This is a genomic window from Methylobacterium sp. J-077 (genome assembly GCF_022829365.1).
Classification (GTDB): domain Bacteria; phylum Pseudomonadota; class Alphaproteobacteria; order Rhizobiales; family Beijerinckiaceae; genus Methylobacterium.
Genome location: NZ_JAKSYJ010000246.1, coordinates 67,844 through 94,037, shown reverse-complemented (window position 1 = coordinate 94,037; position 26,194 = coordinate 67,844). Strand labels below are relative to the sequence as shown.

Annotated in this window: 22 protein-coding genes and 2 pseudogenes; 7 read left to right on the top strand and 17 right to left on the bottom strand. The window is 67.7% G+C overall.

The features are described from left to right. Positions 1 to 45: 45 nt before the first annotated feature. Positions 46 to 474: a hypothetical protein gene (locus MKL11_RS31480; protein ID WP_243951021.1), complete on the bottom strand. Its 429-nt coding sequence runs from the start codon at positions 472 to 474 to the stop codon at positions 46 to 48. Positions 475 to 1,194: 720 nt separating this feature from the next. Between MKL11_RS31480 and MKL11_RS31475 the strand changes: the two genes are divergently transcribed. Beyond that, positions 1,195 to 2,181 (top strand): Bug family tripartite tricarboxylate transporter substrate binding protein, encoded by a 987-nt coding sequence (locus tag MKL11_RS31475; RefSeq protein ID WP_243951019.1) that lies wholly within the window; start codon positions 1,195 to 1,197, stop codon positions 2,179 to 2,181. Positions 2,182 to 2,215: 34 nt separating this feature from the next. Here MKL11_RS31475 and MKL11_RS31470 read toward each other — a convergent pair whose 3' ends face one another. From MKL11_RS31470 to MKL11_RS31435, 8 genes are all read right to left on the bottom strand, one after another. Continuing rightward, complete coding sequence (locus MKL11_RS31470) at positions 2,216 to 3,775, bottom strand: tripartite tricarboxylate transporter permease (protein ID WP_243951017.1); 1,560 nt, start codon at positions 3,773 to 3,775, stop codon at positions 2,216 to 2,218. Beyond that, the gene (locus MKL11_RS31465) at positions 3,775 to 4,197 is read right to left on the bottom strand and encodes a tripartite tricarboxylate transporter TctB family protein (RefSeq protein WP_243951014.1); all 423 of its coding nucleotides are present in this window, start codon (positions 4,195 to 4,197) and stop codon (positions 3,775 to 3,777) included. Before MKL11_RS31465 ends, MKL11_RS31470 begins: the two co-directional genes overlap by 1 nt. A gap of 87 nt (positions 4,198 to 4,284) precedes the next feature. Beyond that, the gene (locus MKL11_RS31460) at positions 4,285 to 5,124 is read right to left on the bottom strand and encodes an SDR family NAD(P)-dependent oxidoreductase (protein ID WP_243951012.1); all 840 of its coding nucleotides are present in this window, start codon (positions 5,122 to 5,124) and stop codon (positions 4,285 to 4,287) included. A 95-nt stretch (positions 5,125 to 5,219) separates the two neighbouring features. Beyond that, positions 5,220 to 6,212: a Bug family tripartite tricarboxylate transporter substrate binding protein gene (locus tag MKL11_RS31455; protein WP_243951010.1), complete on the bottom strand. Its 993-nt coding sequence runs from the start codon at positions 6,210 to 6,212 to the stop codon at positions 5,220 to 5,222. A 67-nt stretch (positions 6,213 to 6,279) separates the two neighbouring features. Further along, positions 6,280 to 6,993 (bottom strand): SDR family NAD(P)-dependent oxidoreductase, encoded by a 714-nt coding sequence (locus MKL11_RS31450; RefSeq protein WP_243951008.1) that lies wholly within the window; start codon positions 6,991 to 6,993, stop codon positions 6,280 to 6,282. A 2-nt stretch (positions 6,994 to 6,995) separates the two neighbouring features. Beyond that, on the bottom strand, positions 6,996 to 7,769 hold the full coding sequence (locus tag MKL11_RS31445) for a citryl-CoA lyase (protein ID WP_243951006.1): 774 nt from the start codon (positions 7,767 to 7,769) through the stop codon (positions 6,996 to 6,998). Further along, positions 7,766 to 9,289 (bottom strand): class I adenylate-forming enzyme family protein, encoded by a 1,524-nt coding sequence (locus MKL11_RS31440; protein WP_243951004.1) that lies wholly within the window; start codon positions 9,287 to 9,289, stop codon positions 7,766 to 7,768. Before MKL11_RS31440 ends, MKL11_RS31445 begins: the two co-directional genes overlap by 4 nt. Before the next feature lie 3 nt (positions 9,290 to 9,292). Further along, positions 9,293 to 10,087, bottom strand: a complete 795-nt coding sequence (locus MKL11_RS31435; RefSeq protein WP_243951002.1) for an IclR family transcriptional regulator — start codon at positions 10,085 to 10,087, stop codon at positions 9,293 to 9,295. 742 nt (positions 10,088 to 10,829) lie between these two features. Between MKL11_RS31435 and MKL11_RS31430 the strand changes: the two genes are divergently transcribed. Beyond that, positions 10,830 to 11,606 carry an SDR family oxidoreductase gene (locus MKL11_RS31430; protein ID WP_243951000.1) on the top strand — a complete coding sequence of 259 codons (777 nt, stop codon included), beginning with the start codon at positions 10,830 to 10,832 and terminating at the stop codon, positions 11,604 to 11,606. Positions 11,607 to 11,628: 22 nt separating this feature from the next. Here MKL11_RS31430 and MKL11_RS31425 read toward each other — a convergent pair whose 3' ends face one another. The 6 genes and pseudogenes from MKL11_RS31425 to MKL11_RS31405 all read right to left on the bottom strand — a co-directional run bounded on the left by MKL11_RS31425 (position 11,629) and on the right by MKL11_RS31405 (position 17,771). Next, a complete protein-coding gene (locus MKL11_RS31425) occupies positions 11,629 to 12,120 on the bottom strand; it encodes a transposase (RefSeq protein WP_243950998.1) in 492 nt (163 codons plus the stop codon). 58 nt (positions 12,121 to 12,178) lie between these two features. Next, a pseudogene (locus MKL11_RS33660) lies at positions 12,179 to 12,391 on the bottom strand (transposase); the annotation flags it as partial. 151 nt (positions 12,392 to 12,542) lie between these two features. Further along, positions 12,543 to 13,283, bottom strand: a complete 741-nt coding sequence (locus tag MKL11_RS31420; protein ID WP_243950996.1) for an alpha/beta fold hydrolase — start codon at positions 13,281 to 13,283, stop codon at positions 12,543 to 12,545. Positions 13,284 to 13,566: 283 nt separating this feature from the next. Next, positions 13,567 to 15,951 (bottom strand): type IA DNA topoisomerase, encoded by a 2,385-nt coding sequence (locus tag MKL11_RS31415; protein ID WP_243950994.1) that lies wholly within the window; start codon positions 15,949 to 15,951, stop codon positions 13,567 to 13,569. Positions 15,952 to 15,969: 18 nt separating this feature from the next. Further along, positions 15,970 to 16,215, bottom strand: a complete 246-nt coding sequence (locus tag MKL11_RS31410) for a DUF6894 family protein (protein ID WP_243950992.1) — start codon at positions 16,213 to 16,215, stop codon at positions 15,970 to 15,972. A 92-nt stretch (positions 16,216 to 16,307) separates the two neighbouring features. Beyond that, on the bottom strand, positions 16,308 to 17,771 hold the full coding sequence (locus MKL11_RS31405; RefSeq protein WP_243950990.1) for an amidohydrolase family protein: 1,464 nt from the start codon (positions 17,769 to 17,771) through the stop codon (positions 16,308 to 16,310). Positions 17,772 to 18,353: 582 nt separating this feature from the next. Here MKL11_RS31405 and MKL11_RS31400 point away from each other — a divergent pair. Both MKL11_RS31400 and MKL11_RS31395 read left to right on the top strand, forming a co-directional pair. After that, positions 18,354 to 18,693 (top strand): annotated as a pseudogene (locus MKL11_RS31400) (transposase); the annotation flags it as partial. A 98-nt stretch (positions 18,694 to 18,791) separates the two neighbouring features. Further along, positions 18,792 to 20,384 (top strand): ABC transporter substrate-binding protein, encoded by a 1,593-nt coding sequence (locus MKL11_RS31395; protein ID WP_243950986.1) that lies wholly within the window; start codon positions 18,792 to 18,794, stop codon positions 20,382 to 20,384. Between the two features lie 13 nt (positions 20,385 to 20,397). On the opposite strand, the gene MKL11_RS31390 is transcribed toward MKL11_RS31395, so the two are convergent. Beyond that, positions 20,398 to 21,864 carry an amidohydrolase family protein gene (locus MKL11_RS31390; RefSeq protein ID WP_243950983.1) on the bottom strand — a complete coding sequence of 489 codons (1,467 nt, stop codon included), beginning with the start codon at positions 21,862 to 21,864 and terminating at the stop codon, positions 20,398 to 20,400. Positions 21,865 to 22,006: 142 nt separating this feature from the next. On the opposite strand from MKL11_RS31390, the gene MKL11_RS31385 reads away from it, so the two are divergent. Continuing rightward, positions 22,007 to 22,687, top strand: coding sequence for an aspartate/glutamate racemase family protein (locus tag MKL11_RS31385; RefSeq protein WP_243950981.1), 681 nt, complete (start codon positions 22,007 to 22,009; stop codon positions 22,685 to 22,687). A gap of 13 nt (positions 22,688 to 22,700) precedes the next feature. Next, on the top strand, positions 22,701 to 24,020 hold the full coding sequence (locus MKL11_RS31380) for a dihydroorotase (protein WP_243950979.1): 1,320 nt from the start codon (positions 22,701 to 22,703) through the stop codon (positions 24,018 to 24,020). A 10-nt stretch (positions 24,021 to 24,030) separates the two neighbouring features. On the opposite strand, the gene MKL11_RS31375 is transcribed toward MKL11_RS31380, so the two are convergent. Then, positions 24,031 to 25,317, bottom strand: coding sequence for a hydantoinase/carbamoylase family amidase (locus tag MKL11_RS31375; RefSeq protein WP_243950977.1), 1,287 nt, complete (start codon positions 25,315 to 25,317; stop codon positions 24,031 to 24,033). 143 nt (positions 25,318 to 25,460) lie between these two features. Here MKL11_RS31375 and MKL11_RS31370 point away from each other — a divergent pair, with 143 nt between their 5' ends. Further along, the gene (locus MKL11_RS31370) at positions 25,461 to 26,186 is read left to right on the top strand and encodes an aspartate/glutamate racemase family protein (protein ID WP_243950975.1); all 726 of its coding nucleotides are present in this window, start codon (positions 25,461 to 25,463) and stop codon (positions 26,184 to 26,186) included. The last annotated feature ends 8 nt before the right edge of the window (positions 26,187 to 26,194 follow it).

The window sequence follows — 26,194 nt, the reverse complement described above, 5'->3', positions numbered from 1 at the left end:
TTCGTCCCCGCCGCGATCCGGGTGCTAAGCCGGAGCTCCTGCTGGTCAGTCGATGCCATAGGGCAACTCGAGGTAGACGTCGTCCTTGGCCTCACTCGCCCAGGAGAGGGTGAAGCCTATGAGCTTGCGCCCGGCGTTCGTGAAGACGGTCGCGATGCAGATGCGCCGGTCCGGGGCGGAGGCGGGCTCGGAAGCAAGTTCGCCAACGGTGTTGATCCGCAAGACGGTCAGACCCACGAGCTTGGCGGCCGGTGCATCGGTGATGGTATCGCGCAGACCGCGTCGGCTCACCGGGCTGTCACAGGCCGGCATCTGCCCGGGCGTGATCGCGAAGTGGCTGTCCTGGCCCCGAGCCCAAATGTGTCCAACGAAGCCAGCGAGGCCGAGGGTGACGAGTCCGCCGAGCGCGAGCCCCCTGCGCCCCTCCCCGAGGATGAACCGGATGTTTGACGTCTGACCTGTAAACTCTGCCATGAACAGCTCCGCGGCTGGTGGTCAGCAAGCTTCACGGCAGGGTCGAGAAGTTTAGTAAACCAGCGAAGATTCCCGACCGGCGGGCGGTCGCAGGTCGGGACGTCCGGCGAGGTACCCGGAATCGTAGTCAGGCGGCAGCGCGGGAAGCAGTCCATTCTTCCATGGTGCGTTTAGCGTGCTGCTGGGCGAGCTATTTGTGGTGCCGGGGCCAGACGAGTTACCGGCACCACTGCGGGTCGGCGGAAGGATTAATCATCCTGGCAGCCTTCGCCAGGACGTACCCATGCAGAGGTTGACGCCTAAACCGACAAGCAGCCGTTCCGCTTTGCGCCCATCCCAGTCATTCGAGAAATGTTTCAGGATTCCGGGAAGCAGATATCGGGCCGTAAAAATTTTCATCTGTCTTTGGATAATCGCTGTCTAGTGTCACGCTTTCCAACGTGTGGATTTAGCAGTTCCAGAATGCACCCATCTCGATTGCAGATGCAAGTTCATCGACAGAGCTCGCCTAGGCGCTCGTTGCGGCCACAGATCGTAAGGTCGAGGGGCTGCCATCGGCAGCGATATGAGGGATTTAGCATCCACTCAGATCAGGATTGAGATAAACCGTCAGAAGGCACACGAGCCGCCCTACACACTCAGATTGATGCCCCCGCATTCTCGCGTATCGTACGAATCGACAGGCTCCATCCAAGAAGGGGCTTCACGGAGGCGGCGGACATGCATTCCAAATGGTCGCGCAGATCATTGTTGGCGTCCGGCTTCGGAGTCGGTGTGGCCAACGCGCTGACAGGTCGATCCGCCCTCGCGCAGACTTACCCCACGCGCCCAATTCGCTTCGTCGTCGGCTATGCCCCCGGGGGCGCGACCGACGTGCTCGCTCGGCTCATCGCCGAACCGCTGGGCCGGCGCCTTGGCCAGCAGGTTCTTGTCGAGAACCGCCCAGGGGCAGGCAACAATATCGGCACCGACGTGGTCGTCCGGGCCGAGCCGGACGGCCATACGATCCTGCTTGTCAATCCGGCCAACGGTATCAACGACAGTCTGTACAAAAAGCTGAGCTTCAACTTCCAGCGCGACATCGCCCCAGTGGCGGGAATCATGCTATCGCCCAACATTATGGAGATCAGTCCAAAACTTCCTATCAAGACCGTGAAAGAATTCGTCGATTATTGCAAAGCTAACCCAGACAAGGTGAACATGGCCTCGAGCGGCATCGGCACGTCGCTGCACATGTCCGGCGAGTTGTTCAAAGCGATGACCGGCGTCCCGATGGTACATGTGCCCTACCGCGGGGCCGGCCCGGCGATCATCGATATCATCGCGGGCCACGCCGACGTCATATTCGACAACCTGCCATCTTCGATTGGCCACGTACGCGGGGGCACCCTGCGCGCCCTCGCCGTGACGACGGCCGAACGCTCGCCGGCTCTGCCCGATGTGCCGACCGTGTCCGAAACGGTGCCGGGTTACGAGGCAAGCGCGTGGTTCGGGATCGGTGCTCCGCACAAAACCCCGCCGGATCTGATCGCTCGCCTCAACAAGGAAGTTAATGACATCCTGGCCGATCCGGTCATGGAGAAGAAACTCACCGATCTCGGCGGGACGCCGTTGCGGGTATCGCCGGAGGCGTTCGGCGCGTTGATCGTCGGGGAGATCGAGAAGTGGCGCAAGGTCGTCGAGTTTTCTGGCGCCACGGTAGACTGACAGGGCGCCCTCCGAGGCATACCATCGAGGCAGCCTACCCTCCGGACGTCTTGATCATCTCGGCGGGCGATGCATCCCGGTCCGCGCTTCCGGCCTGATCGGCGGGCGAGAAGCCACCCGAGCGCATCCGCACGACCGCGGAGGCGAACTGGACGAGGATCAATATGGCTATAGCGCCTAGCAGCGTCGCGCTGATCGGCTGCGTGACAAAGACCTTGAAGCTGCCCCGGCCGAGCAGCATGGCGCGGCGGAAGTTCTCCTCCAGCATTGGACCGAGGATGAAGCCCAGCATGAGCGGGGCCGGGTCGAGGCTCAGGCGCATCAGTATGTAGCCGAGCAGGCCAAAGGCCGCGGTGATGAACACGTCGTCGAGGTTGTTGTTCACGCTGTAGGTTCCGACACAGCAGAAAAACAGAATCGATGGGAACAGGACGCTGTAGGGAATCTTGAAGATCGACAGCCAGAACCGAACTAGGGGCACGTTCAGGACCAGCAGGAAGCAGTTCCCGATCCACATGCTAGCGACGAGACCCCAGAACAGGTCCGGGTGCTTGGCGATCATGTTAGGGCCGGGCTGGATACCCTTGATGATGAAGGCGGACATCATCAGCGCCATGACGGCGTTCTCAGGGATGCCGATGCTCATGAGCGGGATGAAGCTCGTGCGGGCGGCCGCCTCGTCGGCCGCAGCCTGGCCGGCGACGCCCTCGATCGACCCGGAGCCGATCTCGTGGCGATACTTCGAGACCTTCTTGTCGATGGCGTAGGCGGCGAACTGCGCGATGGTGGGACCGCCCCCCGGCAGGATCCCGAGAAGCGAACCAACCACGCTGCCACGCAGCGCGCTCGGGATGATACGCTTGAATTCCGGCCAGCTCGGCATCAGCCGGATCTTGCCGTTGAACGGCGACCGCTCCTCGCGCGCGTCGAGGTTCCGGCAGATCTCGGCGATGCCGAAGCAGCCTAGTGCGACGCTCACGACGCTGACGCCGTCGACGAGCGGCGTCAGGCCGAGGGTGAAGCGCAGCGTGCCCGATTCTAGATCCGTCCCGATCTGGCCGAGCAGCACGCCGAGGAGGCACATGGCGAGGCCGTTCAGCAGGCTCCCGGTCGTCACGAGGCTCACGCAGACGAACCCGAGCAGCATGAGCGCGAAGTAGTCGGCCGGTCCGAACAGAAAGGCGACCTGCCCGAGGAGCGGCGCCAGAAAGGCCAGGACCACGATGGCGACCGTGCCGCCGATGAAGCTCGACACCCCCGCGGTGAACAACGCGAGGCCGGTGCGCCCCTTAAGCGTCATCTGGTAGCCGTCGATGCAGGCCACGATGCTCGACGCGTGCGGGATCTTCATCGTGATCGCGCTGACGCTGTCGCCGTACTGGGCGCCGTAATAGATCCCCGCCAGCATGATCAGCGCACCGTCGACTGGGATCGAATAGGTCAGCGGCAGCAGCAGGCTGATCGTGGCGAGCGGGCCGAGCCCTGGCAGCAGCCCGATCATGGTGCCGATGACGCAGCCGATCGCGCAGTACAGCAGGTTGCTCCAGGTGAGCGCGTGCTCGAACCCGAAGGCGAGGTTCGTGATCACATCCATCAGATCACCTGCAGGTTGAGGCCGAGCAGCTTCTGGAACGCGAGCGCGACGGCGATGAGGGCGACCGAGACGGCCAGCACCCGCTTCCACGAGTACGAGGTGGCCGCCAGAGACGAGACCATGACGAGGAGCACGATGCCGAGGACGATGCTGGCAACCTTGGCAGCCACCACGAAGACGAAGAGGCCGAGCAGGATGATGCCGATGTTTCGCCAAGCGAAGCTGAACGGCTTGGCGGGCTCGAACCGTGACTTGACCAGCGTGACGAGGCCGATGAGCAGCAGCAGGGTGCTGACCAACAGCGGGAACAGACCGGCGCCTGCATGGGCGAAGCTGCCAATCGGATAGCGGAGCGCCGTCAGCCCGAAACAAAGGGCGATGCCGCTGATGACCGCCCCCCGGACGGCATTCTGGTTGGCCATGTCGGTGCTCCGGACTTGACGGCGGCGCTGGCGCCGCAGGGACACGCAGGAGGGGTGCTGGGGCCGCCCGGCGGATGCGGGGTCCGATCAGCCGGGGGCCGGACCCCGTGCTGTCGCGGCGAGGCCTCCGTCGACCAAGAGCTCGGTGCCGGTCACGTAGGACGCCCGGTCCGAGGCCAGGAACAGGGCGGCCTCCGCGACGTCGAAGGCGGTGCCCATTCGGCCGAGGGGGCACTGGGACGCCCGGACAGCTTTCATGCGCTCGAGCGAACCGGCGTAGGAGCCTGCGACAGTCTTCTCGATGCGCGGCGTGTCGATGAGACCCGGGACGATGGTGTTGGCCCGGATGCCGTAGGGCGCGTTCTCGACGGCCAGCAGGCGCAGATATTGGATCAGCGCAGCCTTGGTCGCGCCGTAGGCGAGGTGCGGATAGCCGACGTCGCGCATGCCCGCGATCGAGGACGTTGCGAGGATCACGCCGCGTCGGCGGGCGCGCATGCCCGGGATGACGGTTGTGGCCGCCAAGTGGAGCGCGGTCAGGTTCGCGTCCGAGATCCGGCGCCAATCGACTGCCGAGGTCTCCGTCGACGGGCCGGCCTTCCCGATGCCGACGTTGAAGTAGAGGACGTCGATCCCGCCGTGCGCCGCGCCTACCGCCGCGAGGCATGCAACGAGTCCGTCGTCGTCCGAGACGTCGACGGCCACGGCCTCAGCGCTGCCGCCGTCCTGCCGGATGAGCTCTCGGGTCTCCTGCGCGGCGGACGGCTCGCGGTCGACAGCGACGACGTGCGCGCCGGCTCGTGCGTAGAGAAGGCTGATCGCCTTGCCGATGCCCCAGCCGGCGCCGATCGAACCTGCGCCGAGAACCACGGCGACGCGTCCTTCGAGGTCGCGATCGGGGCTCGTCGCCTTCGCGGCAGTCGTCATCGCATTGTCCCTTCCTTCGAGGGGTCGTCGGTCCTGCACGGCACGGGTCCTGGCGAAACCCCGCCGTGGACCGGCGGAACCGCCCCTACGCCGCGCTACATCTTCGGTACGCCGGCCTGCTCGATCACGGTCTTCCACTTCTTCAGCTCGGTCTCTCCGAACCGGCCGAGATCCTCCGGCGTCCCGCCCTCGGGGACGCCTCCGTTGTCGACGATGAAATTCGCGAAGCCGGGCTCCTTCAGCATCGCGTTCACGGCCGCGTTGACGCGGTCCACGATCGGCCGCGGGGTGTTGGTCGGGGCGTACAACCCGAACCAAGCGCTGACGTCGTAGCGCGACAGGTCGGCGCTCTTGGTCGCCGCGGCGATGGTCGGGACGTCGGGGGCCTGGGGCGACCGCTTCAGCGTCGTCACCGCCAGCGCCTTCAGGTTGCCCGCCGTAACGTAGGGATAGACCGACGGCATGTTGTCGAAGATCATCTGCGTCTGGCCGCCCATGACCGAGACGAGCGCCTGGGCGCTGCCGTGGAACGGCACGTGGGTCATGCTGATGCCGGTCAACGCCTTGAACATCTCCCCCGACAGGTGCGTCGAGGCGCCTGTGCCCGACGAGGCGAAGTTCAGGGCGTCGGGATGGGCCTTCGCGTAGGCGATGAGCTCATCGACCGAGTTCACCGGAAGGTCCTTGTTCACGGCCAGGATGTTGGGGATCGTCTCGATGAAGACGATGGGCACGAAGCTCTTGACCGGGTCGTAGCGCAGCTGCGTGTAGAGGTTCGGCGCGATGCCGTGGGACGACACCTGACCCAGGAACAGGGTGTAGCCGTCCGGTTTTGCGTTGGCGGCGAGGGCCGTGCCGAGCGTGCCGCCGGCCCCGGGCCGGTTGTCGACCACAACCGTCTTCCCGAGGGCGGCGGAGAGGCCTTCGGCGACCTTGCGGGCCAGCACGTCGGTGGCGCCGCCCGCGGAGTAGGGGACGATGATCGACACGGTCCGGATGGGCCATGCCGGCTGCGCCTGTGCGGCGCCGGCCGCCAATGCGGCTCCGAATGTCAGGATACCCAGGCCTCGCCGAGTCAGAGATGCCACGTTGTCCTCCCGGTTGGCTCGCGGACTTCGTCCGCGTTTCTTGTGTCGCTTCGGTCGCTACGGGCGATCAGGCGGAGCCGATCGTCATCCCGCCGCACACGTAGAGAACCTGTCCGGTCACGAAGCCCGCCCGATCGGACAGGAAGAAGCTGACGGCGTCGGCGACGTCGTCGGGGGTGCCCAGGCGCGCCACCGGCACCGCACGGATGATCGCATCGGTGCGCGGGTCGCCCGTCGGATTGACCGCGTCGAACAGGCTCGTCCGGATCGGTCCGGGCCCGACGGCATTTACCGTGATGCCGTGCCTCCCGAGTTCCAGCGCCCAGGTCTTAGTCATCCCGTGCAGGCCGGCCTTCGTCGCCGCGTAGACGGTGCGCAGCTCCTTGCCGAGGGCGACCCGGCTGGAGATGTTGACGATGCGGCCCCGGCCCGCCGCCTTCATGCCCGGAAGGAGCGCCTGCGCGCAGAGGATCGGCGCCTTGAGGTTCACGGCCGAGACCGCGTCGAGACTCGCCGGATCGGTGTCCTCCAGGGAGGCGGGGGCGACGATGCCAGCATTGTTGACGAGGCGGGTCACCGTCCGCCCCGCGATGGCGTTCGCGAGCGTCCCGGGCAGCGCCGCCGCGTCGGACAGGTCGACCTCGACGAAGTCGTCCAGGGCGTCGTGCTCCGGCTTCACCACGTCGAGGACGATGACCTTGAATCCGTCCGCGGTGAGGCGCTGCGCGATCGCCCCGCCGATGTTGCGGCTGCCACCGGTGACGAGGGCGTAGTCCGTCATCGTCAGGCCTCGTACGGGATCGACTTGTCGACGAGATCCCAGATGAACCGGCCGCTCGGGCGCTGCTGCTCCTCGGCGATATGGGCCACGAGCCCGGCCGTGCGGCCGATCAGCGAGAAACCGCGCATCAGCTCGACCGGCACGCCCATCTCGCCCAGCAGGGCGGCAGTGGCGCCCGTGGCGTTGATGGTGATGTGCCGGCCCGCCCGCTGGTCGACCACCGTCGACAGGAGGCGCAGGGCGGCGACGTGGCCGCCCTCGAGACCGTTCTCCGCCCCGATCTCCAGCAGGCGGACCGCGCGCGGATCCTCTGGGCGGTGCAGGTGGTGGCCGAAGCCCGGCATGTGGACCTTGCGGGCCTTGTGGTCGTCCACGACGCGCTCGGCCAGTGAACGCTGCGCGTCCTCTCCCAGGGCGACGAGCTGGTTCAGGATCCGGGCGTTGTTCTCGACCGTGCCGACGAACTGGCTGCCGACCGCCAGCAGGCCGGCGGCCACCGCGCCTTGCATGTTTTCTGGCGCGCTCATGTAGATGGAGCGGGTCGCGATGGCGCTCGGGGTGAAGCCGTGCTCCATCATGGTGATCATGATGGCGTTGAGGACGCGCCGCTCGCCGTCGGAGACGTCCCGTCCGAGGATGTGGGCGGCGGCCTCCGCGACGAAGTCGGGCGCGGCGCCGGGCTTCAGGATGTCGGTGACGAGGTTCTTCTCGCGATAGAAGATCGCGTCCGTGGTGTGGTGGCTCAAGGCGGTGGTCGGCGTCTTGGCGTTGCTCATGGCTGCTGCCTCTCCCGGGCGGTGCGCTCGACATGGTCTTGGACCAGGACCTGCTTCTGCAGCTTCCCGTAGTTGTTGCGCGGCAGGGCCTCGTAGAAGGCGATCGACTTCGGCGCCTTCACCGAGCCCAGCCGGTCCTTGACGAAACGGATGATCTCCTCGGGATCCGCCGCCATGCCGGCGCGCAGCTCGATTGCGCCGTGGACGGCTTCGCCCCACTTGTCGTCGGGGACGCCGAAAACCGCGCAGTCCGAGACCGCGGAGTGCTGGGCGAGCACCGGCTCGACGTCGGCCGGGTAGACGTTGAAGCCACCCGTGATGATCAGGTCCTTCGCCCGACCCTTGATCGACAGGAAGCCGTCCTCGTCGAAGCTTCCGAGATCACCGGTCAGAAGCCAGCCGTCGCGGATCGTCTCAGCGGTCTTGTCCGGCTGCTTCCAGTAACCCGTCATGACCAGGTCGCCACGGATGACGATCTCGCCGTAGGCGCCGGTCGGCAGGATGGTGCCCTCGGGATCGAGAATCGCGACTCGGGTCAGCATGGTCTCGCGGCCGACGGTGGCGCGCTTGTCCGGGATCATGAGCTCTTCGGCCGAGATCATGGTGGCGATCTGCGGCGCCTCCGTCTGGCCGTAGGTCGAGGCGATGCAGGGGCCGAACACGGACTGCGCCTGCGCGATCGCGTCGGGGCGCATCGCGGCCGAGCCGTAGACGAGGTTGCGCAGATGCGGGTAGGTGCCGCGCCGCGCCGCCGGCAGCTCCATCATCATGTAGATGACGGTCGGCGGCAGGAAGGTCGTGGCGATGCGCTCCTCGGCGAAGCAGCGCAGGATCTCCTCCGGCCGCGGCTGGTCGCGCAGGACGAGTGTCCCGCCGGTGCCCAGCGTCGGCAGGATGTAGGTCGAGGTGCCGTGGGTGATCGGCGCCGCCGCCAGCAGCCGCTCGCCAGGCTTCAGGCCCCAGGCGGCGATCTGGGTCGCGATGTTGGTGTTCCAGGCCCGGTAGGGCTGCATCACACCCTTGGGCTTGCCCGTGGTCCCACCGGTGAACTTGATCGCCTGCGTGGCGTGGAGCGGCAGCGCATGGAAGCACGGCGCCGCTCCGGCATGCGCCCGGGCGAGGCCGCCCGTGGTTCCCGCGCCCCCGTTCGGGTCCGCCACCAGGATCGCGGCTCCGGTACCCTCGACCAGGGAGCGCGCCGCCTCATCGGCGATTACGATCGAAGCCTCGGTGAAGGTTATGCCCGACCCGATCTCGGCCGACTTGTTCTTTGGGTAGAGCGGAACCCAGACCTTTCCGGCGGCCAGCACGGCGAGCCACGCCACCACGTGCTCGACGTGGTTGAAGCAGCAGATGCCGACGCGCGACTGCGGCTCCGGGTCGAGGGCCTGCAGGCCGGCCGCGAGCGCCCCGGCGCGCGCGACGAGATCAGAGTAGGTGACCCGGTCGTCGCCGAACTCCAGGGCGATCGCCTCGGGGGTCCGGGCCGCCTGACGGAAGAAGAGGTCGATCGGATACATCGGTCAGGCGGCCTCGGCTTGGAAGCCCGCATCCACGACGGCGCGGCGCAGGGTCTCGGCGAGCCCGGCCCGGGCATCGGGGTGCAGGTACGAGATCGTGTTGGTGACCGAGACGGCGCAGACCAGGGCGCCGTCCTTGAAGACCGGAATCGCCAGAGCACCGATGTCGGGGATGATCAGCGCCTCGTTCACGACGTAGCCGTCGATCGGAAAACGCTCGCAGGCCTCCGTCGCGATCGCGGCCGTCAGCCGTCCGTACTTGAGGTACCTCTCGGCCTCGCGTCCGATGATCGCCGCCCGAGCCCCGGCGGGATGCGCCGCCAGAAGGGCGAGGCTCGCCGCGCCGACGCCGAGCGGGCGCCGGGCTCCCACCTTCAGCGTGCTGACGAGGATCTGGGCGCGTCCTTCGATGACCGCGATGCAGAGGGACTCCCCCTGGGACGGTACCGACAGATTGATGATGCCGCCGATGGTCTGCTGCGCGATGTCGAGGAAGGGGCGAAGCGTCTTGCGGAGCTGAAGGAACTCCAGATCGGGACCTGCCCGGTTGACGATCTCGTAGGGCATCAGCCCGAGGAAGTACCGCTTCGTATAAGGATCGAAGTTCAGGAAGTTCTCGTCGACGAGGGCCGTGAGCAGGCGGTGGGCCGTCGCGACGTGCAGACCGGTGCGCATGGCGGCGGAGCTCAGGCTGACGCCCTTCTGGCTGCGCTCGGCGACGACGACCAGCAATGCCAGCGCCTTCGACAGAGACGAGCGCGGTTCCTCCACGCGGGGCGCGGCTGTCTCCAGCAGCATCCTTCCTCCCGGAAATCTTGTTCGTTGGCTCTAGTGTGCAGCCCCGAATCCGAGACTGTCCAGGCCGATATCTTGGATCCCGAAAATTTCTTCTCGCCAGGCGAGAAAGTCTATGATGATGACAGTTCGCGCCTGCTTGACTGGCCGCTGGCCTGTTAAAGGAACAGCATGGATGCCTCCAGGCTCTTAAGCGTTTGCGTCTTCTGGGTACTAATGAACACGCGTTCCGTACCCCGCTACATCGGCGTCGAGCCGAACAACGGCGTAGAACTGATCCGCATCGTTCTTCTGGACAAAGATCGGCGCTGAAACATAGCCCTATCGCAACTCTGTTCAAGTCGTTGCAATTTCGGATGTAATTCATTGGGAGATGGAGCTACGATCGATGCCAATCGTGACCCCACCCAAAGTTTATATTTGCTTACGAAATCAGTGAGTGAGGAGGGCTTTTGCGATATTCATACTTTGACGCCGATCCACAGCTATTGCCGCGTCGGAGCGTCCAGATAGAGTGCTAGCCAGCAGCGACACCGACGATCGGCTTTCGGCCAGATCCAGACGGTCGCTTCGCTCCGATGCTGGTCGTTCAGCCACGGCGGCTACTTTCCCAAAAGCGGCTGATCCTCAGGAAGACGGCTGGCGCGTCCACCGCACGCACGCAGCGGCGGCAGAGCCGGCGCACTTGCCGCGCCCGGTACGAACCCGAGATGAGGGGGCGACGCTGCGAGAAGGAGTAAAGGCGATGGATCTGGGCCTCGACGGCAAGGTCGTCCTCGTCACCGGTGGCTCAAAAGGCATCGGGCTGGCCTGCGCCCGCGCCTTCCGCGACGAGGGAGCGAAGGTCGGTATCGTCTCCCGCTCACAGGCCAATCTCGACCGGGCGCGTGAACAGCTCGACGGAATCGTAGGGTACGCCGCCGACCTCATTGATCCGGTCCTGGCGCGCGCCGCCCTCGACGCGCTGGAGGCTGAGCTCGGCCCGGTCGATGTGCTCGTCAACAGTGCCGGCGCCGCCCGCCGCACGCTACCCGACGAACTGACCCCGGAGCACTGGCGCGCTGCGTTCGATGCCAAGCTGTTCAGCTACATCAACATGTTCGATCCGGCGGTGAAGCGGATGGCAGCGCGGGACAGGGGCGTGATCGTCAACGTGATCGGCAACGGCGGCAAGGTAGCGGCGCCCACCCATCTGGCCGGCGGGGCGGCCAATGCGGCACTGATGCTGGCCACGGCCGGTCTGGCGCAAGCCTATGCCGGACGCGGCGTGCGCGTTGTCGGCGTCAATCCCGGGCTCACGCGCACCGACAGAGTGGCGGAGGGCATTCAGGCTGAGGCTGCGCAGTTGGGCGTTGGCATCGATGAGGCCCTGGCTCAGGCTGAAGCAGCCATCCCGCTCGGGCGCATGGCCGAGCCGGACGAAGTGGCGGCGACGGTGGTATTCCTGGCATCGGCGCGGGCTAGCTATGTGACCGGTGTGACGGTGACGATGGACGGGGCGAAGGTCGCAACCGTGGTCTGAGAGCCTGTTTGAGCACTTGATCTTACGCTGGATTGTTGAGTGCATTGGCGGCCATGAGGCTGGCGGCGCAGGCGAGACGCCCTGTTGCGACGTCGAGGCGCCCGGCCCGCTCGCGGTTGAGGCCGCCCCAATGGCTGAGCCAGCCGAAGGTCCGTTCGACGACCCAACGCCGCTCCAGCACGACGAAGCCCTTCTGGTCCGGCAGTTTCTCGACCACGCGATGGCGCATGCCGTGTACGTGGCACCAGCCTCGGCAGCGCTCGGCCGTGAAGGCACCGTCGAAGAGGGCCAAGCGCAGGCTGGGCCACATCTCCTTGCCCGCATCGAGGGCCGGCAGCGTATCGCGATCCTGCACGTTGGCCGGCACGACCGCGAGCGCCAGAACGTGGCCTTCGGCATCGACGAGGACCACGCGTTTGCGTCCGACGAGCTTCTTGGCGCCATCGTAGCCGCGTGGCCCGCGCACCCCGATACACTTGACGCTTTGCGTATCGATGATTGCCAGCCGCGGCACCGGGCGGCGTCCGCACCGCCGCCGCTGGCAGCGGTGCGGACGCCCGCATCAAAGTCTCGAACAATCCCTTCGCGATCCAGCGACGAAACCAGCCATAGACCGTGCGCCAAGGTGGAAAGCCCGCCGGCAGTGCCCGCCACCCGCCACCTGTCCGGAGGTGCCAGGCGATCCCCGCCAGCACCAGGCGCGCGGGCGTTGCATCCGGACTGACAGGCGGATCGGCTCGCTCCAGAAAGCGGGCCACCTCGTCCAAGCCCGTCCGCAGCACCATGTCCTTCAAACGCGCCTCATGACGCGTCCGATGTCGATCCGTCCACATCTGCTCTCCACTCCGCCCCGCCAGGCGGAATTCGTGTTTGCTCACGAGACAGATGGGCACGGTCGGCAGAGGCGCTCAAACAGGCTCTGAGTCAGGGCGTGGGCTAGTGCTCCGAGAGGAACTCCAGCACTGCCTTATTGAACGGTTCCGGGTTCTCGCGGTTCATGGCGTGAGCAGCGTTCGGGATCACGATAGGCGCCGGGACTCCGACGTTGCAACGATGGGCCGCGGCGAAGGCTTCCGCGTAGCGCCTCGGGCTCCGCTCGCCCGTGAACGTCAGGACTGGGAAGTTAAACTTCGCGATGTCGGCACAGGTGATGTTCCCGCGCTCGCCGCTATCGACCCCGGTCCCCATGTTGTCGAGCAGGATCTGCCGCTGTGCCTGCGAGCGCTTGGCCCACGTCCCTGGACCGCCCAGCCCGTCGGTGAAATCCTGGGCTGCCTTCTCGACATTGCCATCCGCCAAATTGCGGCGCAGCCCACCGACCAGTTCTTTCGTCTCGGAGGCCATCTTCCTGCTCTCGGGCGTGTCAGGCAACAAGCTCTCCATGCCGCTCGCGTCCTCCAAGATCAAGGTTTTGATCAACTCGGGATGCTCTTTGGCGACCATCAGCACGACGGCACCCCCACGGGAGTGCCCGAGCAGGTGCACCTTGCCCAGCCCAAGCTGTTGGATCAGGGACGCAACGTCTTCTGCGTGCTGACCGACCGAGAAGTCGTCGCCTTTGCCGTCCCACTTTTCGGGATAGTAGTGGCGAAGGCTCATCGTGATGACGCGGTACTTCTTGGCAAATTCCGGCACCTGCGCGTACCAGATCCGGTAGTCGTTCAGCGAACCGTGCACCAGGACGAGTGGCTCTCCCGAACCCGTCTCCTGGTATGTGACCGGATACCCATTCGCCTCGACCTGCCGCGTGCCCTCCGGGGTCGACCAGTCTGCCCGGACCTGCGGTGCACAGAGTACCCCAAGCGCAAGCGCCATAGCCGGTAGAGCTTTCACTTTCTCCTCCCTCGTCACCTTTTGCCGGAAGTCTGGCGCAGGCAGCCGTGCTTGTCACGGAGCCGATCACCGGCATCGCCGACGTGATCGCGCAGGCTGCACGGGCTATGCAGCATGTCAGAGTTGGTCAGGCGTTGTGACGAGTCTTCTTCGTCGACGCTCGCGTTCGGGTGTTTGGTCTGCGCGATCTGCTGCCCGGATTTTTACCCGTCCGTGAGACAGGGCTTTGCCGGCTTCTGCCCTGATGAGCCGTCTGTGAAGCATGCGCATCGAGGAAGCGCCGGCATGCCTCGAAACTTGTCGTGGCCTCGGGCGGACAGGCAATGCCCTGCTCCTCAGCCAAGCTTTGAGCGTAGCGCAGCATCGCCGCGCTCGGCGGCCGATCCGTACCGGAGTGTCCTTCGGCGTCCTGCCGTGGCGCACGAGGTCCGGAATGGCTGTCGAGGAATGCCCGGCAGACGCTCACACTGCTCTTGCAGCCGCGTGGCAGCTTCACGCCCTTTCGCTCGGCCAAACTCACCGCGAACGACAGCATCGCGGGTGTCGGCGGCCGATTGTCGGCCTGACCGGACGGGATCAGGCTCGGATCGAGGTTGATCGTCGGCGCGGTCGCGATCGCGGCGATCAACTCATCGAGGCGCGCGCGCGTGCGCTGCCGGAAGGTGTTCGCGCGCTGCTCTGCCTCGGCACGCGTGGCCGCGCGACCGATCTCGGCCAACTCCGCCTCGAACATTGCGCGTCCCACCGGATCGCCGTAGGCCGGGAACACGCGCCGAACCGCCGTGATGAAGGCCAGTCCAACCTCGGTGACCTCGATGGCTGGATCCTTGCCATTGGCCAGCATGATATAGCGGCTCTTCAGGAGCTTGGGCAGGATCGTATCGCGAGTGGCGGCCGTGCCGAGACCCTTAGGCTCGTTCGGGTTGACCGGGTTCTCCAGGGCACGCTTGACCGCCGGATCATCCACTTGGTCGATCAGTCGACCCATCACCACCGGCAACTCGCCGCGGGTGATCCGCCGCGGCGGCTCGGTCACTGCGGTGGCGACGTCTGCGCTCGCGGCAGTTGCGCCCTCGCCGTCGTACACGGCCGGCAGCCGCGCGGACGCCGCCTCGGACTCGAGCTTGGTTTTGCCGGGCACGACGTCCGCCTCAATCTCGGCCTCGCTGCCGTAAATCGCACGCCAGCCCGCCGCGCACACGACTCTGCCGGAGACGACAAACCGCTTCCGACCCAGCGGGGTCTCCACCTCGACGGTGACGCTGGTGCGGGCGTCTATGCCGTCGGGAAGGTGGGCGGCAAGGTACGCCTTCGCGACCAGTTCCCACAGCCGGAACTGATCGGCTGACAGGCGGCTGCGCTCAGGCACCTTGCACAGGGGCACGATAGCGTGGTGCTCGCCTGGATCCTTGACGTAGTGTCCCTTCGTGCCGCGTCGGATCAGCGGGACCTCGTCTCTCTGCAAGACGGTGCGCACATCGGTCAACACGGTCGCGATAGCTGCTACGACCGCGGCGGCATCACCCGCCTGCCCCTCCGGCAGGTGCTCGGACTCGGTGCGCGGGTAGCTGAGATAACCCTGATCGTACAGCTCCTGGGCGAGGCCGGCCGTGTGCTGTGGATCCCAGCCGAATCTCTTGGCGCAGCGCCGTGCCAAGGTGTCTTTCGAGAACAGCCGGGGCGGGGCGCGCCGCACGTCCTTGTGCTCGACGGCCAACGGACCCGCCCACGTCGCGGCGGCTGTCCGGATCGTCTCAGCGACGCCCGAGTCGAGGATCCGCTCCTTGGGCGTATGCCACAGGGTCAGCTCCGCACCGGACCGGGTGCCCAGGTACAAGGCGACCTTGAAGAAGTCCTGCGGCACGAAGGAGCGGATGCGCTCCTCCAGGTCAGCCAGGATGGCGAGGGTGGGCGTCTGCACGCCGCCGAAGCGCCAGGGCTCCCGGAAAGCAGGCGGGCGCAGGCGCAGCGAGATGGCCCGTGTGCCGTTCAGGCCGAGGTGGTAGTCCTCGTACTGCCTGCACAGCGCTTCGAGGTAGGCGGCGTAGTCGCGCTCTCCCGAACTGGGTTCCTTGGCCAGGGCCGCGAAGGCACGCCGGATCGAGACATCGTCGAGCGCGCCGAGCTTGAGCCGGTCGACCCGTCCGCGCCAGCCGAGGTGCTCCAGCACCTCCCAGGCGATCATCGAGCCTTCGCGGCCGGGATCGGTGGCGATGATCACGCGCTCGACGCCGTTCAGCGCCTGCCGGATGGCTGCGATCTTCGGCTCGTGCGAGTGGCCGGACCGGTTCGTGCCATGACAGACCGGGATTGTATCGAGCACGATGGGCAACGCATCGAAGCGCCAGGGCTTCCACTCGGGTCGAATACTGCCTGGCTCCTCGGCCGACAGCAGGTGCCCTTCGGCGGCCACGCAAATGGTGTTCGGCGAGCGGAAGAAGCGCTGCAGCTGCCGCATCGCCGAGGGTTTTTCGAAGAAGAACAGCGTGCGGCCGGGACTCGGGGATGACATGACGTTGTCCGTGTGGGCTCAGGCGGCGCGCAGTAGGCGCTTCGCATCCATCCCGAACGGCTGCACGAGCACCCGATGCCCGCGCAGATCATGGACGCTGACCTGCCATTCGCGCCAATCTGCGCTTCGGTCGAGTTTGTTCATGACCTGGCCGGCGACGGCTCGCGCTCTCTCGGGCAGGCGTGCGGCCGAGCGGATCTCCTGACCGACAGGGTCGAGGACGCACTCCAGGCCGTTGGTGCAATGAAAGCGGTAGCGTGCCATGTCCGTATAGCCGCCCTTCTCGCGAATTGGGTTGCGTTCGCACTTTGTTCCAAAATGCCGCTGCATGCAACGGTGCCCTGAGGACAGGGGCTTCACGGCTGCTCGGGGCGCCCGCAGCCGTCCATCGGCAAACTCAATGGGGTAAGCTCGTCGACCGCCCGCCCGCGGTAGTCGCGGGCGGGGCACAGGGCCATCATCCGCACCTGCGCCTCGGTAAGGCGCTCGGCAGCAGCGCGATGGTCGAGGTGCACCACCTGCCCGTCCGCCACCACTTGACGACCCGCCACGAACACGTGCCGCACCGCCCGGTCGGCTGCGTGGAAGACGAGCGAGCGCAGCGGGTCGCGGGCCGGCATCATATCGGGTTGCTTGAGATCGACGAGCACGACGTCGGCCCGCGTACCAACAGCCAGCCGGCCGAGGTCGTCGCGTAGCAGTGATTTTGCGCCGCCCACCGTCGCGGCGTGGAACAGCATACCGGTCGAGACATCGGTGATGTCGCGAGCGGCGATCCGGCTGAGGGTGCCCGCCTTGCGGATTTCCTCCAGCATGTTGTGCGGGCTCGTGTCGGTGCCGAGCGCCATCGTAATCCCAGCGCGCACGTAGGCGCCGAAGCTCTCGAGGAGATGGCCATAGCGGGCGAACGGCGTCGGGCAGTGCGCGACCGCGCAGCCGCTTTCAGCCAAGAGGCGCAGGTCGTCGCGGGTCCAGCCCCGGATCCAGGAATGGGTGTCGAGGAATATGGCATGACCCAGGATGGTTCCTGGCCCGAGGATCCCGAGGTCGGCCGCGTGGCGGATTGAGGTGACGCCATGACGGCGCGTCATCTCCTGCAGCTCGAGAACGCCCTGGGCGAGGTGAAGGGTAAAGGGGGTACCCCGCTCGAGCGCGGCGGCACGGCTGTCGCGCAGGAGATCGTCGGTGCAGTTCTCGATCTGCATCGGCGAGACGACGCCAGAAAGCCGGCCCGACGGGTGCGCGGGCAGGCTGTCGATGAGGGCGAGGGCAGTGTCAAGGCCGCGACGGCCAGCCGCCTCGTCCCAGGCGAATCCCAAGCTGTGGCCGTTCTCCAGGCGCCAGCGGGCCGAGGCGAAACCGGGAGCGAGGAAGCCCCGAACGCCACTCTTAGCGATGGTCTCGGACCAGCCCTCATAGGGTGAACTAATGTCGCAGATACTGGTGACGCCGCTCTTCAGGAGCTCGCACAGGGCGACCTCGGTGGCGGCGCAGCGCAGATCGGGATCGGTGGTATCGAAGGCCTGGGAGCGCTCGTACAGTCCGGTCATGTACATACTCGGGAGGCCGTGCTCCTCGCGGATGCCGCGGTAGACTGGCTCGTGCCCGAGATGAGAATGCACGTCGACGAGGCCGGGCATCACCATCAGGTCGCGCCCGTCGAGCGTCTGGTCGGCAGCCCCTGTGAAGCCGGGCCCGACATGCAGGATGTGGTCCTCGGTGAAGGCGACATCGATGGCGCGCCGGTAGACATGTTGGCCCGCCGCGGCGTCCCAGGCGATTGCCCAGTCAGCACCTTTGATCAGCGTCGTCTGCCTCATCGCATCAGCTCCGTGGGTCGGCTGCCGCGCTCGCCAATGAGCTCGGTAGGTCGAGTCACGTCAAGCTTCAGAGGAAGCCCGCCCGACTGGAAGCTCGGTCCGGCAACACTCCTGTTTCTCAGCTGTGACAGAATGCAAGCGGCGGTCCGCAAAGTTCTCTACGGAGCCTTTCCTTCGTCAAGCCCGCCGGGCTCGGCACAAACCCGAGGTGAATGGCGAGAGGGAGCAACGGCGATAGAACTGGATCTCAACGACAACGAGGTCTTCGACAGATCGCTGGGACGGATGGCCCACTCGAAGGAAGTAGCGGCAACGGACGAACCCCTGAAGGTCGATGTGGGGGATGTATTTAAGCCGAGAGGAAGGTCCGCTTATCTCCCGCTTGAGCTCCGAAGGAGACAGGCAGCTTTCGGACATATTACGCCCTGCTGGGCAGCTAATGAGAGCAAAACCGGCCGTTCGGCTTTGCGCCCAATCCGGTCATCGGGCTAGCCTCGACAATGCCTCATGAGCGGACGCGATTGGACAAGCGCGGAGGCCTGAGAACGCCGAACAAATCCGCAGTAGGCAAATTAGGCGGGTATAGACGCGCAAGTATCCGACGACCTCTGGGCGGGGGGCGAGCCGCTCCTGCCATCTGAGCTTGAGCAACCGAAAGGCGGGAGGCCGCGCGCCTCGGACGAGGCGGCGCTGGCAGGCATCATCCTGATCTTGCGTACCGGGATGCTGTGGAAGCATTCACCGCGTTCCGAGGTTGGCTGCGTCGGCAAGACGATTTCGCGGCGGCTCGGCGGCCCCGCACCGCGCGAAGCTGGCGCAACTTCAGGATGCCGATGTGCTCGATTGGTCGCGCACAGTCTCCGACAGTGCCAGCCTGCCGGCAAAGGGGTACCCTCGACGGGCGAATCCGACGGACCGCGGCCTCGTTCCTGCAAGCCTGCGGGTTGCCGGGTCTGGTGATCGTACCGGACTACCGCGAGCGGTTGTCCAATCACCGCCCGCGCAAAGTGGGGTTGTCCGATGAAGCGGCGTACGCTGTTGCAGGGAGCCGGAGCCGTCGTTGCGAGCGCAGTCGCGGCACCATCCCTGGTCCGCGCAGAGGCTACAACAACCCTGCGCTTCATCCCGCAGCAGGATCTCGTCACCCTCGATCCGGTGACGACCTTCGCGTACATCACCCGCAACCACGGCTACATGGTCTTCGACACACTCTACGGCATGGACGGCGCTTACCGCGCCACGCCGCAGATGGTCGAGGGCCACCGGATCGAGCAGGACGGGCGCCGCTGGGACCTGACCCTGCGCGAGGGCCTGCGCTTCCACGACGGCACCCCGGTGCTCGCCCGCGACTGCGTCGCCTCCCTCCGGCGCTGGGCCAAGCGCGATCCGTTCGGCGGCTCGCTGATGGCGATGACCGACGAACTCTCGGCGCCCGACGACCGGACCATCCGGTTCCAGCTCAAGCAGCCGTTCCCGCTGCTGCCGATCGCGCTGGGCAAGGCCTCGGTGCCGGTCTGCGCCATGATGCCGGAGCGCCTCGCGATCACCGACCCGTTCCAGCAGGTGCCGGAGCTGATCGGCTCAGGCCCGTTTCGCTTCAAGGCGGACGAGCGCGTGCCCGGAGACCGCACGGTCTATACCCGCTTCGAGGGCTACGTGCCCCGCAAGGACGGCGCGCCCACATGGACCTCGGGTCCGAAGGTGGTCCATTACGACCGGGTCGAGTGGCGGGTGATCGGCGACACCTCGACAGCGACATCCGCGCTGATCGCCGGCGAGGCCGACTGGCAGGAATACGCCTCGCATGACCAGCTCGGCCTGCTTAAGGCCGCGAAGGGCGTGACCACCCGCGTGCTCGACACGACCGGCTTTGTCACGATGCTGCGGGTCAACCATCTGCAGCCGCCCTTCAACAATCCGGCGATCCGGCGGGCGCTGTGGGGCGGGATCGACCAGACCGCCTGCATGCAGGGCGTCGTGGGCGTAGACGATCCCGGCCTGTTCCACGTGCCCCTCGGCTTCTTCTGCCCCGACACCCCGATGGCCTCGACGGACGGGCTCGGGCCGCTCACCGATGCGCGCGATCCGGCCCGGGTGCGCGCCGAGCTGAAGGCCGCCGGCTACAATGGCGAGACGGTGCTGCTGATGGTGCCGTCGAACTCGGCGCCCCTGCTGGCGCTCGGCCAGGTCGCGGCCGACCTGCTCCAGCGCGTCGGCATGACCGTCGAGGTCTACGCGGTCGAGTTCAACGCGATGCTGCAGCGGCGTAACCGCAAGGGGCCGGTCTCCGAGGGCGGCTGGAGCGCCTTCGTGACCAACTGGTCCGGCATGGATTGGCTGAACCCCGCCGGCTACATCGCCCTGCGCGGGACGGGCGAGACCGGCTATGCCGGCTGGGCCACGACCCCGCGGATCGAGTCCTTACGCGACGCGTGGTTCACCGCCCCGGACGAGGCGGCCCGCGCCGCCCTCTGCCGGGACATCCAGCTCCAGGCGATGCAGGACGTGCCCTACTACCCGCTGGGCCAGTACCTGCAGCCGACCGCCTACCGCTCCGGCCTCACCGGCATCCTCGACGGGTTCCCGACCTTCTGGAACGTGCGGCCCGCCTGAGGAGCCCGGGGCGTCACAGCCCCGGGAAGGTCGGCGGCGCGATCGCGTCGGGGCCGCGCCCCGCCCAGTCGAGCTGCCGGATCTGCGCGAGCGCACGGCCCTGCGCCTCCTCCAGCGCCGCCGCGGCGGAAGCGTAGTCGATCGTCAGGGCGCGGCCGTCGCGCACGATCTCGCGGCCGCCGACGATGACCTGCCGGACCGCTCGGTCGCCGGCCGAGTAAATCAGCGACTGCACGGGATCGCGACATGGGCGCATCGCCGGATGCGCGCAGTCGACGAGCACGAAATCGGCCTTGCAGCCCGGCGCGAGCCGTCCGATGTCGGCGCGCCCGAGGGCCTTCGCGCCGCCCACCGTGGCGGCGTGGAACACGTCCGCCGCGCGGGTATCGCGCGGGTTCTCGGCGACGACCCGGGCGAGGTACGAGACGAGGCGCATCTCGTCGAGCATGTTGTGCGGGTAGACATCGGTGCCGATGCCCATGTTGACCCCCGCCTGTAGGTAGCGGCCGAAATGGTGAAGCGCGATGCCGCGGCGGGCGAAGACCGTCGGGCAATGGGCGACCGTGGCGCCGCGTTCGGCGAGGCGCCGCATGTCCGAGCCCGGGCTGTGCCAGTGGGTCCAGGGATGGTCGTCGAGGAAGATCCCGTGGCCCACGATGGTGCGCTCGGTGATTACGCCGAGATCGTCGAGCCACTCGATCGGCGTCATCCCGGTGCGGCGGGTGATCTCGTGGAACTCCGACAGGGACTGCGCCGCGTGCGTATGGAAGCGCAGGTCGCGCGTGATCGCCTCGGCATGAGCGTCCCGCAGCAACTCCGCCGTGCAGGTGTCGACCTGGGCCGGGCAGAGCATGCCGGACAGGCGCCCGCTCGGATGACGCTCTGCCGCTGCGATCTCGGTAAGCGCCTGCTCCAAGCCGCGCTCGCCCGCCGCCGCGTCCCACTCGTATTCCACGCTGTGGCCGTTCCGGGTGAGCCAGCGGCCCGAGCGGAACATCGGGGCGATGCAGACCCGCAGGCCCGAGGCACCCAGGAGATCGAGCCAGCCGTCGCTCGGCAGGGCAAGGTCGCAGACCGTGGTGACGCCCGACAACGCGAGCTCGGCGAGCGCCACCCCGTAGGCCGCCCGCGTGCCCTCCGCGTCGGGCCGCAGGATCGGCAGGTACTCGTAGAGCGAGGTGTTGTAGAGGCGCTGGCTGCCGACCTCGTCCCACATGCCCTTGTTCATCGGCTCCGAGAACAGATGGGTGTGGATGTCGACGAGCCCCGGCATGATCAGGCAGCCGGCGGCGTCGATGGTCCGATCCGGCGGTGGCCCCGCATAGCCCGGCCCGACATGGGTGAGGACGCCGTCGGCGAAGACCACATCCGCACCGGTGCGATAGATGTGGCCGCCGCTGTCGGGGTCCCAGGCGACGACCCACCGGGCTCCCTGCACCAGGGTGACACCGGTCGACTCGTCCGCTGCGTCGTCGTGCATCGATCACCTCTCCCTTGGGTCGCTGGGGTGGGCAAGATCAGTGCCTTCCGGGTTGCACCGGGGACGGTACGGCCCGGGTTTCGCATTGCGCCGGCCACTATCGTCAGTGGCAGGCCATCGCGCCGGTTCAGCAGGAGGCGGCATGCACCATCTCGGCGCCGTCAGGTCCGCGCGCATCCTGGTCATTAATCCGAACTCCTCCCCGAGCGTGACCGCCGCCATCGACGCGGCGCTGGACCCGCTGCGCCTCGCCGGCGGCCCCGCCATCGCGGTGACAGACCTGCCCGAGGGGCCGGCGAGCATCGGATCCCAGCAGGACGCCGATTCCGTCGTGATGCCGCTGGCCCGGCGCATCGCGGCGGATGCGGCGGACGCCTTCGTCATCGCCTGCTTCAGCGACCCGGGCCTGCACACCGCCCGCGAGGTCGCCGGGGGCCGGCCCGTGATGGGCATCGCCGAGTGGGGTATCCTCCGCGCCCTTACCCTGGGCGAGCGCTTCGGGATTGTCGCCCTGTCGGAGGGCAGCGTTCGGCGCCAGCGCCGGATGGTCCGCCAGATGGGCCTCGGTGAACGCTATGCCGGCAGCCGGCCGGTCGAGGCGCGGGCGGACGAGACGGCGGGGGAGGCCATCCGCGACCGCCTGATCGCGGCGGCACAGACCCTGGTCGAGCGCGACGGTGCCGACGTCCTCGTGCTCGGCTGCGCCGGCATGGCGCCGCATCGGGCCGGGATCGAGCGGGCCATCGGGCGGCCGGTCGTCGAGCCCGGCCAGCAGGCGGTCGCGGCCGCCCTCGGGGCGGTGCTGCTCCGGGCGGCCCCGTAAGAAGGACACGGCGATGCATTACGACCTGCTGATCCGCGGCGGCACCTGCGTCACACCGTGGGGAACCGAGACGATCGATCTCGGCATCCGCGATGGGCGCATCGCGGACCTCGCGTCGTCAGCCGATGCCACCGCGGAGTCGGTGATCGACGCCGCGGGCCTGCACGTCCTGCCCGGGCTGATCGACAGCCACGTGCACCTGCGCGATCCCGGCGACCCGGCGGTGGAGACGATCGAGACCGGCACCCGCGCCGCGGTGCTGGGCGGGATCGCCACCGTGTTCGACATGCCCAACACCGTCCCGCCGATCGCCGATGCCGAGCGCCTCGCCTGGAAGCGCGATTACGTCGTGGGCCGGAGCTGGTGCGACATCGGCCTCTACGTGGCCGGCACGAAGGCCAACATCGACGCCCTCGCCGCGCTGGAGCGCGAGCCGGGGGTCTGTGCCGTCAAAGTCTTCGCCGGCAGCTCCACGGCGGCGCTGATGATCGAGGACGATGCCCATCTCGAGCGGGCGATGCGTTCGGGCCATCGGCGCATGGCCTTCCACAGCGAGGATGAGGACCGACTCCAGGCCCGCAAGACGCTGTTCAGCCGAGGGCAGCCGTACCGGACCCACATGGAGTGGCGCGACGAGGAATGCGCCTTCCTGGGCACGCGGCGCCTCATGGCGCTCGCGCGGAAAACCGGACGGGCGACCCACATCCTGCACGTCTCGACGGCCGAGGAACTCGCCTACCTACGCGATTTCCGCGACGTCGCCACCGTCGAGGTGCTGGTCAACCACCTCACCCAGGTGGCCCCGGACTGCTACGACACGCTGGGCGGCTTCGGCGTGATGAACCCGCCGATCCGCGGCGAGCGGCATCGGGCGGCGGCCTGGGCGGCCTTGCGCGACGGGACCGTCGATACGATCGGCAGCGACCACGCCCCCCACGCGCGGGCCGCCAAGGAGCGGCCCTGGCCGGACTGCCCGGCCGGCCTCACCGGGGTCCAGACCCTGGTGCCAATCATGCTCGACCACGTCGCGGCCGGGCGCCTGTCGCTGGCGCGCCTCGTCAACCTGATGGCTGCCGGCCCGGCCCGGGTCTACGGCCTCGCCGGCAAGGGCCGGATCGCCGCCGGCTACGACGCCGACTTCACCCTCGTGGACCTGAAGGCGCGGCGTCGGATCGAGGATTCCTGGATCGTCTCGCCCTGCGGCTGGACGCCGTTCGCCGGCACCGCCGTGACCGGCTGGCCCGTCGCCACGATCGTGCGCGGCCACCCCGTGATGCGCGACGACGCGGTACTCGGCACGCCCACCGGCGCCCTCGCGCGCTTCGCCGCCTGACGAGCCAACCTCAGCCGCCGCAGGCCTCCGCCACCAGCCAGGCGGTCAGGATCGCCACTGCGTCGAGGAGGTCGTCGACCGCCATGGCCTCGTCCGGGTTGTGGCTGCCGTTGGCGTTGCGCACGAACAGCATGGCCATCGGCACGCCGGCCTTGGCGAAAGCGGCGGCGTCGTGGGAGGCCGGGCTGCCGAGGGGCCGGATGGCGATGCCGAGCGCGTCTGCGGCGGCCGCGAGCCCGTCACGGATCCGAGGCGAGACCACGCCGACGCCAGCCTCGGCGCGGGAGCCCAGAGCTACCGTGACGCCGCGGCGCTCCGAGACCTCCTTCACCGCCGCCAGGAACGCAGCCTCCAGCTCCGTCAGCACCTCGGCCGCGTAGGCGCGCATATCGAGGCTGAAGTGAAACGCCCCAGGGACAGTCGTCAGGCCATGAACCGCGGTGTCAGTGTGGAACCGGCCGAAAGTGACCGCCATCGGGCAGCCAGCCGCCTCGTGCGCCGCCCAGACGCGGTCGAGGGCCAGGGCGATCTCGGCGCCCGCCATGGCGGCGTCGCGGCGGAAGCGGCGAGGCGTGCCGACATGATCGTGGCGCCCGACGATCCGGACGTCGGGGTAGCGGACATTGCCCGGGATCCCGGTGCAGAGGCCGACCGGAATCCCGGCCTCCTCAAGGCTCGGCGCCTGCTCGATATGCACCTCCAGGAAGGCGTGGATCGCGGCGGCGTCGAGGGCGGACCGGCCGCAGCGCAGCGCGTCCGGATCACCGCCCTCCCGGGCGATGTGCACGGCGAGACTGAGGCCGCTGTCGATCCGCGGGACGTCGAGCGCCCCGTCCGGCAGGGCTCCGAGCGCCGCCCGGCTGCCAATATAGGAGACTTGGAACCAGACGCTCTCCTCGGCGCGGACGCCCATGACGGTGATGTCGCGCTCCGGGATCAGCCTGAGCGCGCGAAGCGCCGCGACGGCCGCGAGACCGGCCACCACGCCGGCGGCGCCGTCGAAGTTCCCCCCCTGCGCCACGGTGTCGAGGTGGGAGCCGATCAGGATCGGCGGTAAGCTCCGATCCTGCCCTGGCAGCGTCATGGTGGTGTTGGCGGCGATATCCCGGTGGATCGCGAGGTCGAGATCGGCGCCGCAGCGCGCTACGATGGCGTGCGCTCCGGTCTCCTCCGGGCTATAGGAGGGCCGCGTGAAGCCGGGATCCGTACGACCGCACCGGGCGAGTTCGTCGAACAGGGCTTCCACCCGGCCGCGCTGCGCACGGACCGCCGCGTCGATCGCTGATACCCTGTCCATCCCGATACTCCCGACGTGCAGCTCCGAGCCGAGCCGCGACGGCACCACCCTGCCACTTCCGTGCCGCCCGCGTCGGAATGATCCTTGCCAAGGCGCCGGCATGGCTCGCGCTGAGCCGTAGTGGTGAGAGCCTGAAGGTGAACATGCGGCGGTCCATCAGGCTCGGGATGCTGACGCCATCCTCGAACAGCGTCCTCGAGCCGATGACGGCACGCATGCTGGTCGGGCAACCCGGGATCACCGCCCATTTCGCGCGCCTGCGGGTGACGCAGATCGGGCTGTCGACGGCCGCACGCGATCAGTTCGATCAGGCGCCGATGCTGGCCGCCTCGGACCTGCTGGCCGATGCCCGCGTCGCCGCGATCCTGTGGAACGGTACGGCGGGCGCCTGGCTCGGCTTCGCGTACGATGCGGCCCTGTCGGAGGCGATCACGCAGCGGACCGGCGTGCCGGCCTCGACCTCGGCGCTCGCCTTCCGCGACCTGTTCCGCAGGCGCGGGATCACGCGCGTCGGGCTGGTGACGCCCTATACGGGCGACGTCCAGGCACGGATCCAAGCGAATTGGCAGGTCGAAGGGCTCGATTGCTCGACCGAGCGGCATCTCGGCCTGTCGGAGAACTTTGCCTTCGCGGAGGCCGACGAGGTCGAGATCGCCGGGATGGTCCGCGCCGTGGCGGCCGAGGGCGCCGAGGCGGCCGCCATCGTCTGCACCAACCTCGCGGGGGCGGCCATCGCGCCCGCCCTGGAGGCGGAACTCGGGATCCCGGTCTTCGATTCCGTGGCGGTCAGCCTGTGGAAGGCGATGGACCTCGCCGGGCTAGAGACCGCAGGGATCACCGGCTGGGGCAGCCTGTTCGCGCCGCATTGAGCGGCGTC

What these genes read in the sequence shown, in the direction of transcription:
- MKL11_RS31480 (WP_243951021.1), bottom strand. Translation starts at nt 474, where the DNA reads ATGGCAGAGTTTACAGGTCAGACGTCAAACATCCGGTTCATCCTCGGG.
- MKL11_RS31475 (WP_243951019.1), top strand. Translation starts at nt 1,195, where the DNA reads ATGCATTCCAAATGGTCGCGCAGATCATTGTTGGCGTCCGGCTTCGGA.
- MKL11_RS31470 (WP_243951017.1), bottom strand. Translation starts at nt 3,775, where the DNA reads ATGGATGTGATCACGAACCTCGCCTTCGGGTTCGAGCACGCGCTCACC.
- MKL11_RS31465 (WP_243951014.1), bottom strand. Translation starts at nt 4,197, where the DNA reads ATGGCCAACCAGAATGCCGTCCGGGGGGCGGTCATCAGCGGCATCGCC.
- MKL11_RS31460 (WP_243951012.1), bottom strand. Translation starts at nt 5,124, where the DNA reads ATGACGACTGCCGCGAAGGCGACGAGCCCCGATCGCGACCTCGAAGGA.
- MKL11_RS31450 (WP_243951008.1), bottom strand. Translation starts at nt 6,993, where the DNA reads ATGACGGACTACGCCCTCGTCACCGGTGGCAGCCGCAACATCGGCGGG.
- MKL11_RS31445 (WP_243951006.1), bottom strand. Translation starts at nt 7,769, where the DNA reads ATGAGCAACGCCAAGACGCCGACCACCGCCTTGAGCCACCACACCACG.
- MKL11_RS31440 (WP_243951004.1), bottom strand. Translation starts at nt 9,289, where the DNA reads ATGTATCCGATCGACCTCTTCTTCCGTCAGGCGGCCCGGACCCCCGAG.
- MKL11_RS31435 (WP_243951002.1), bottom strand. Translation starts at nt 10,087, where the DNA reads ATGCTGCTGGAGACAGCCGCGCCCCGCGTGGAGGAACCGCGCTCGTCT.
- MKL11_RS31430 (WP_243951000.1), top strand. Translation starts at nt 10,830, where the DNA reads ATGGATCTGGGCCTCGACGGCAAGGTCGTCCTCGTCACCGGTGGCTCA.
- MKL11_RS31415 (WP_243950994.1), bottom strand. Translation starts at nt 15,951, where the DNA reads ATGTCATCCCCGAGTCCCGGCCGCACGCTGTTCTTCTTCGAAAAACCC.
- MKL11_RS31410 (WP_243950992.1), bottom strand. Translation starts at nt 16,215, where the DNA reads ATGGCACGCTACCGCTTTCATTGCACCAACGGCCTGGAGTGCGTCCTC.
- MKL11_RS31405 (WP_243950990.1), bottom strand. Translation starts at nt 17,771, where the DNA reads ATGAGGCAGACGACGCTGATCAAAGGTGCTGACTGGGCAATCGCCTGG.
- MKL11_RS31395 (WP_243950986.1), top strand. Translation starts at nt 18,792, where the DNA reads ATGAAGCGGCGTACGCTGTTGCAGGGAGCCGGAGCCGTCGTTGCGAGC.
- MKL11_RS31390 (WP_243950983.1), bottom strand. Translation starts at nt 21,864, where the DNA reads ATGCACGACGACGCAGCGGACGAGTCGACCGGTGTCACCCTGGTGCAG.
- MKL11_RS31385 (WP_243950981.1), top strand. Translation starts at nt 22,007, where the DNA reads ATGCACCATCTCGGCGCCGTCAGGTCCGCGCGCATCCTGGTCATTAAT.
- MKL11_RS31380 (WP_243950979.1), top strand. Translation starts at nt 22,701, where the DNA reads ATGCATTACGACCTGCTGATCCGCGGCGGCACCTGCGTCACACCGTGG.
- MKL11_RS31375 (WP_243950977.1), bottom strand. Translation starts at nt 25,317, where the DNA reads ATGGACAGGGTATCAGCGATCGACGCGGCGGTCCGTGCGCAGCGCGGC.
- MKL11_RS31370 (WP_243950975.1), top strand. Translation starts at nt 25,461, where the DNA reads ATGCGGCGGTCCATCAGGCTCGGGATGCTGACGCCATCCTCGAACAGC.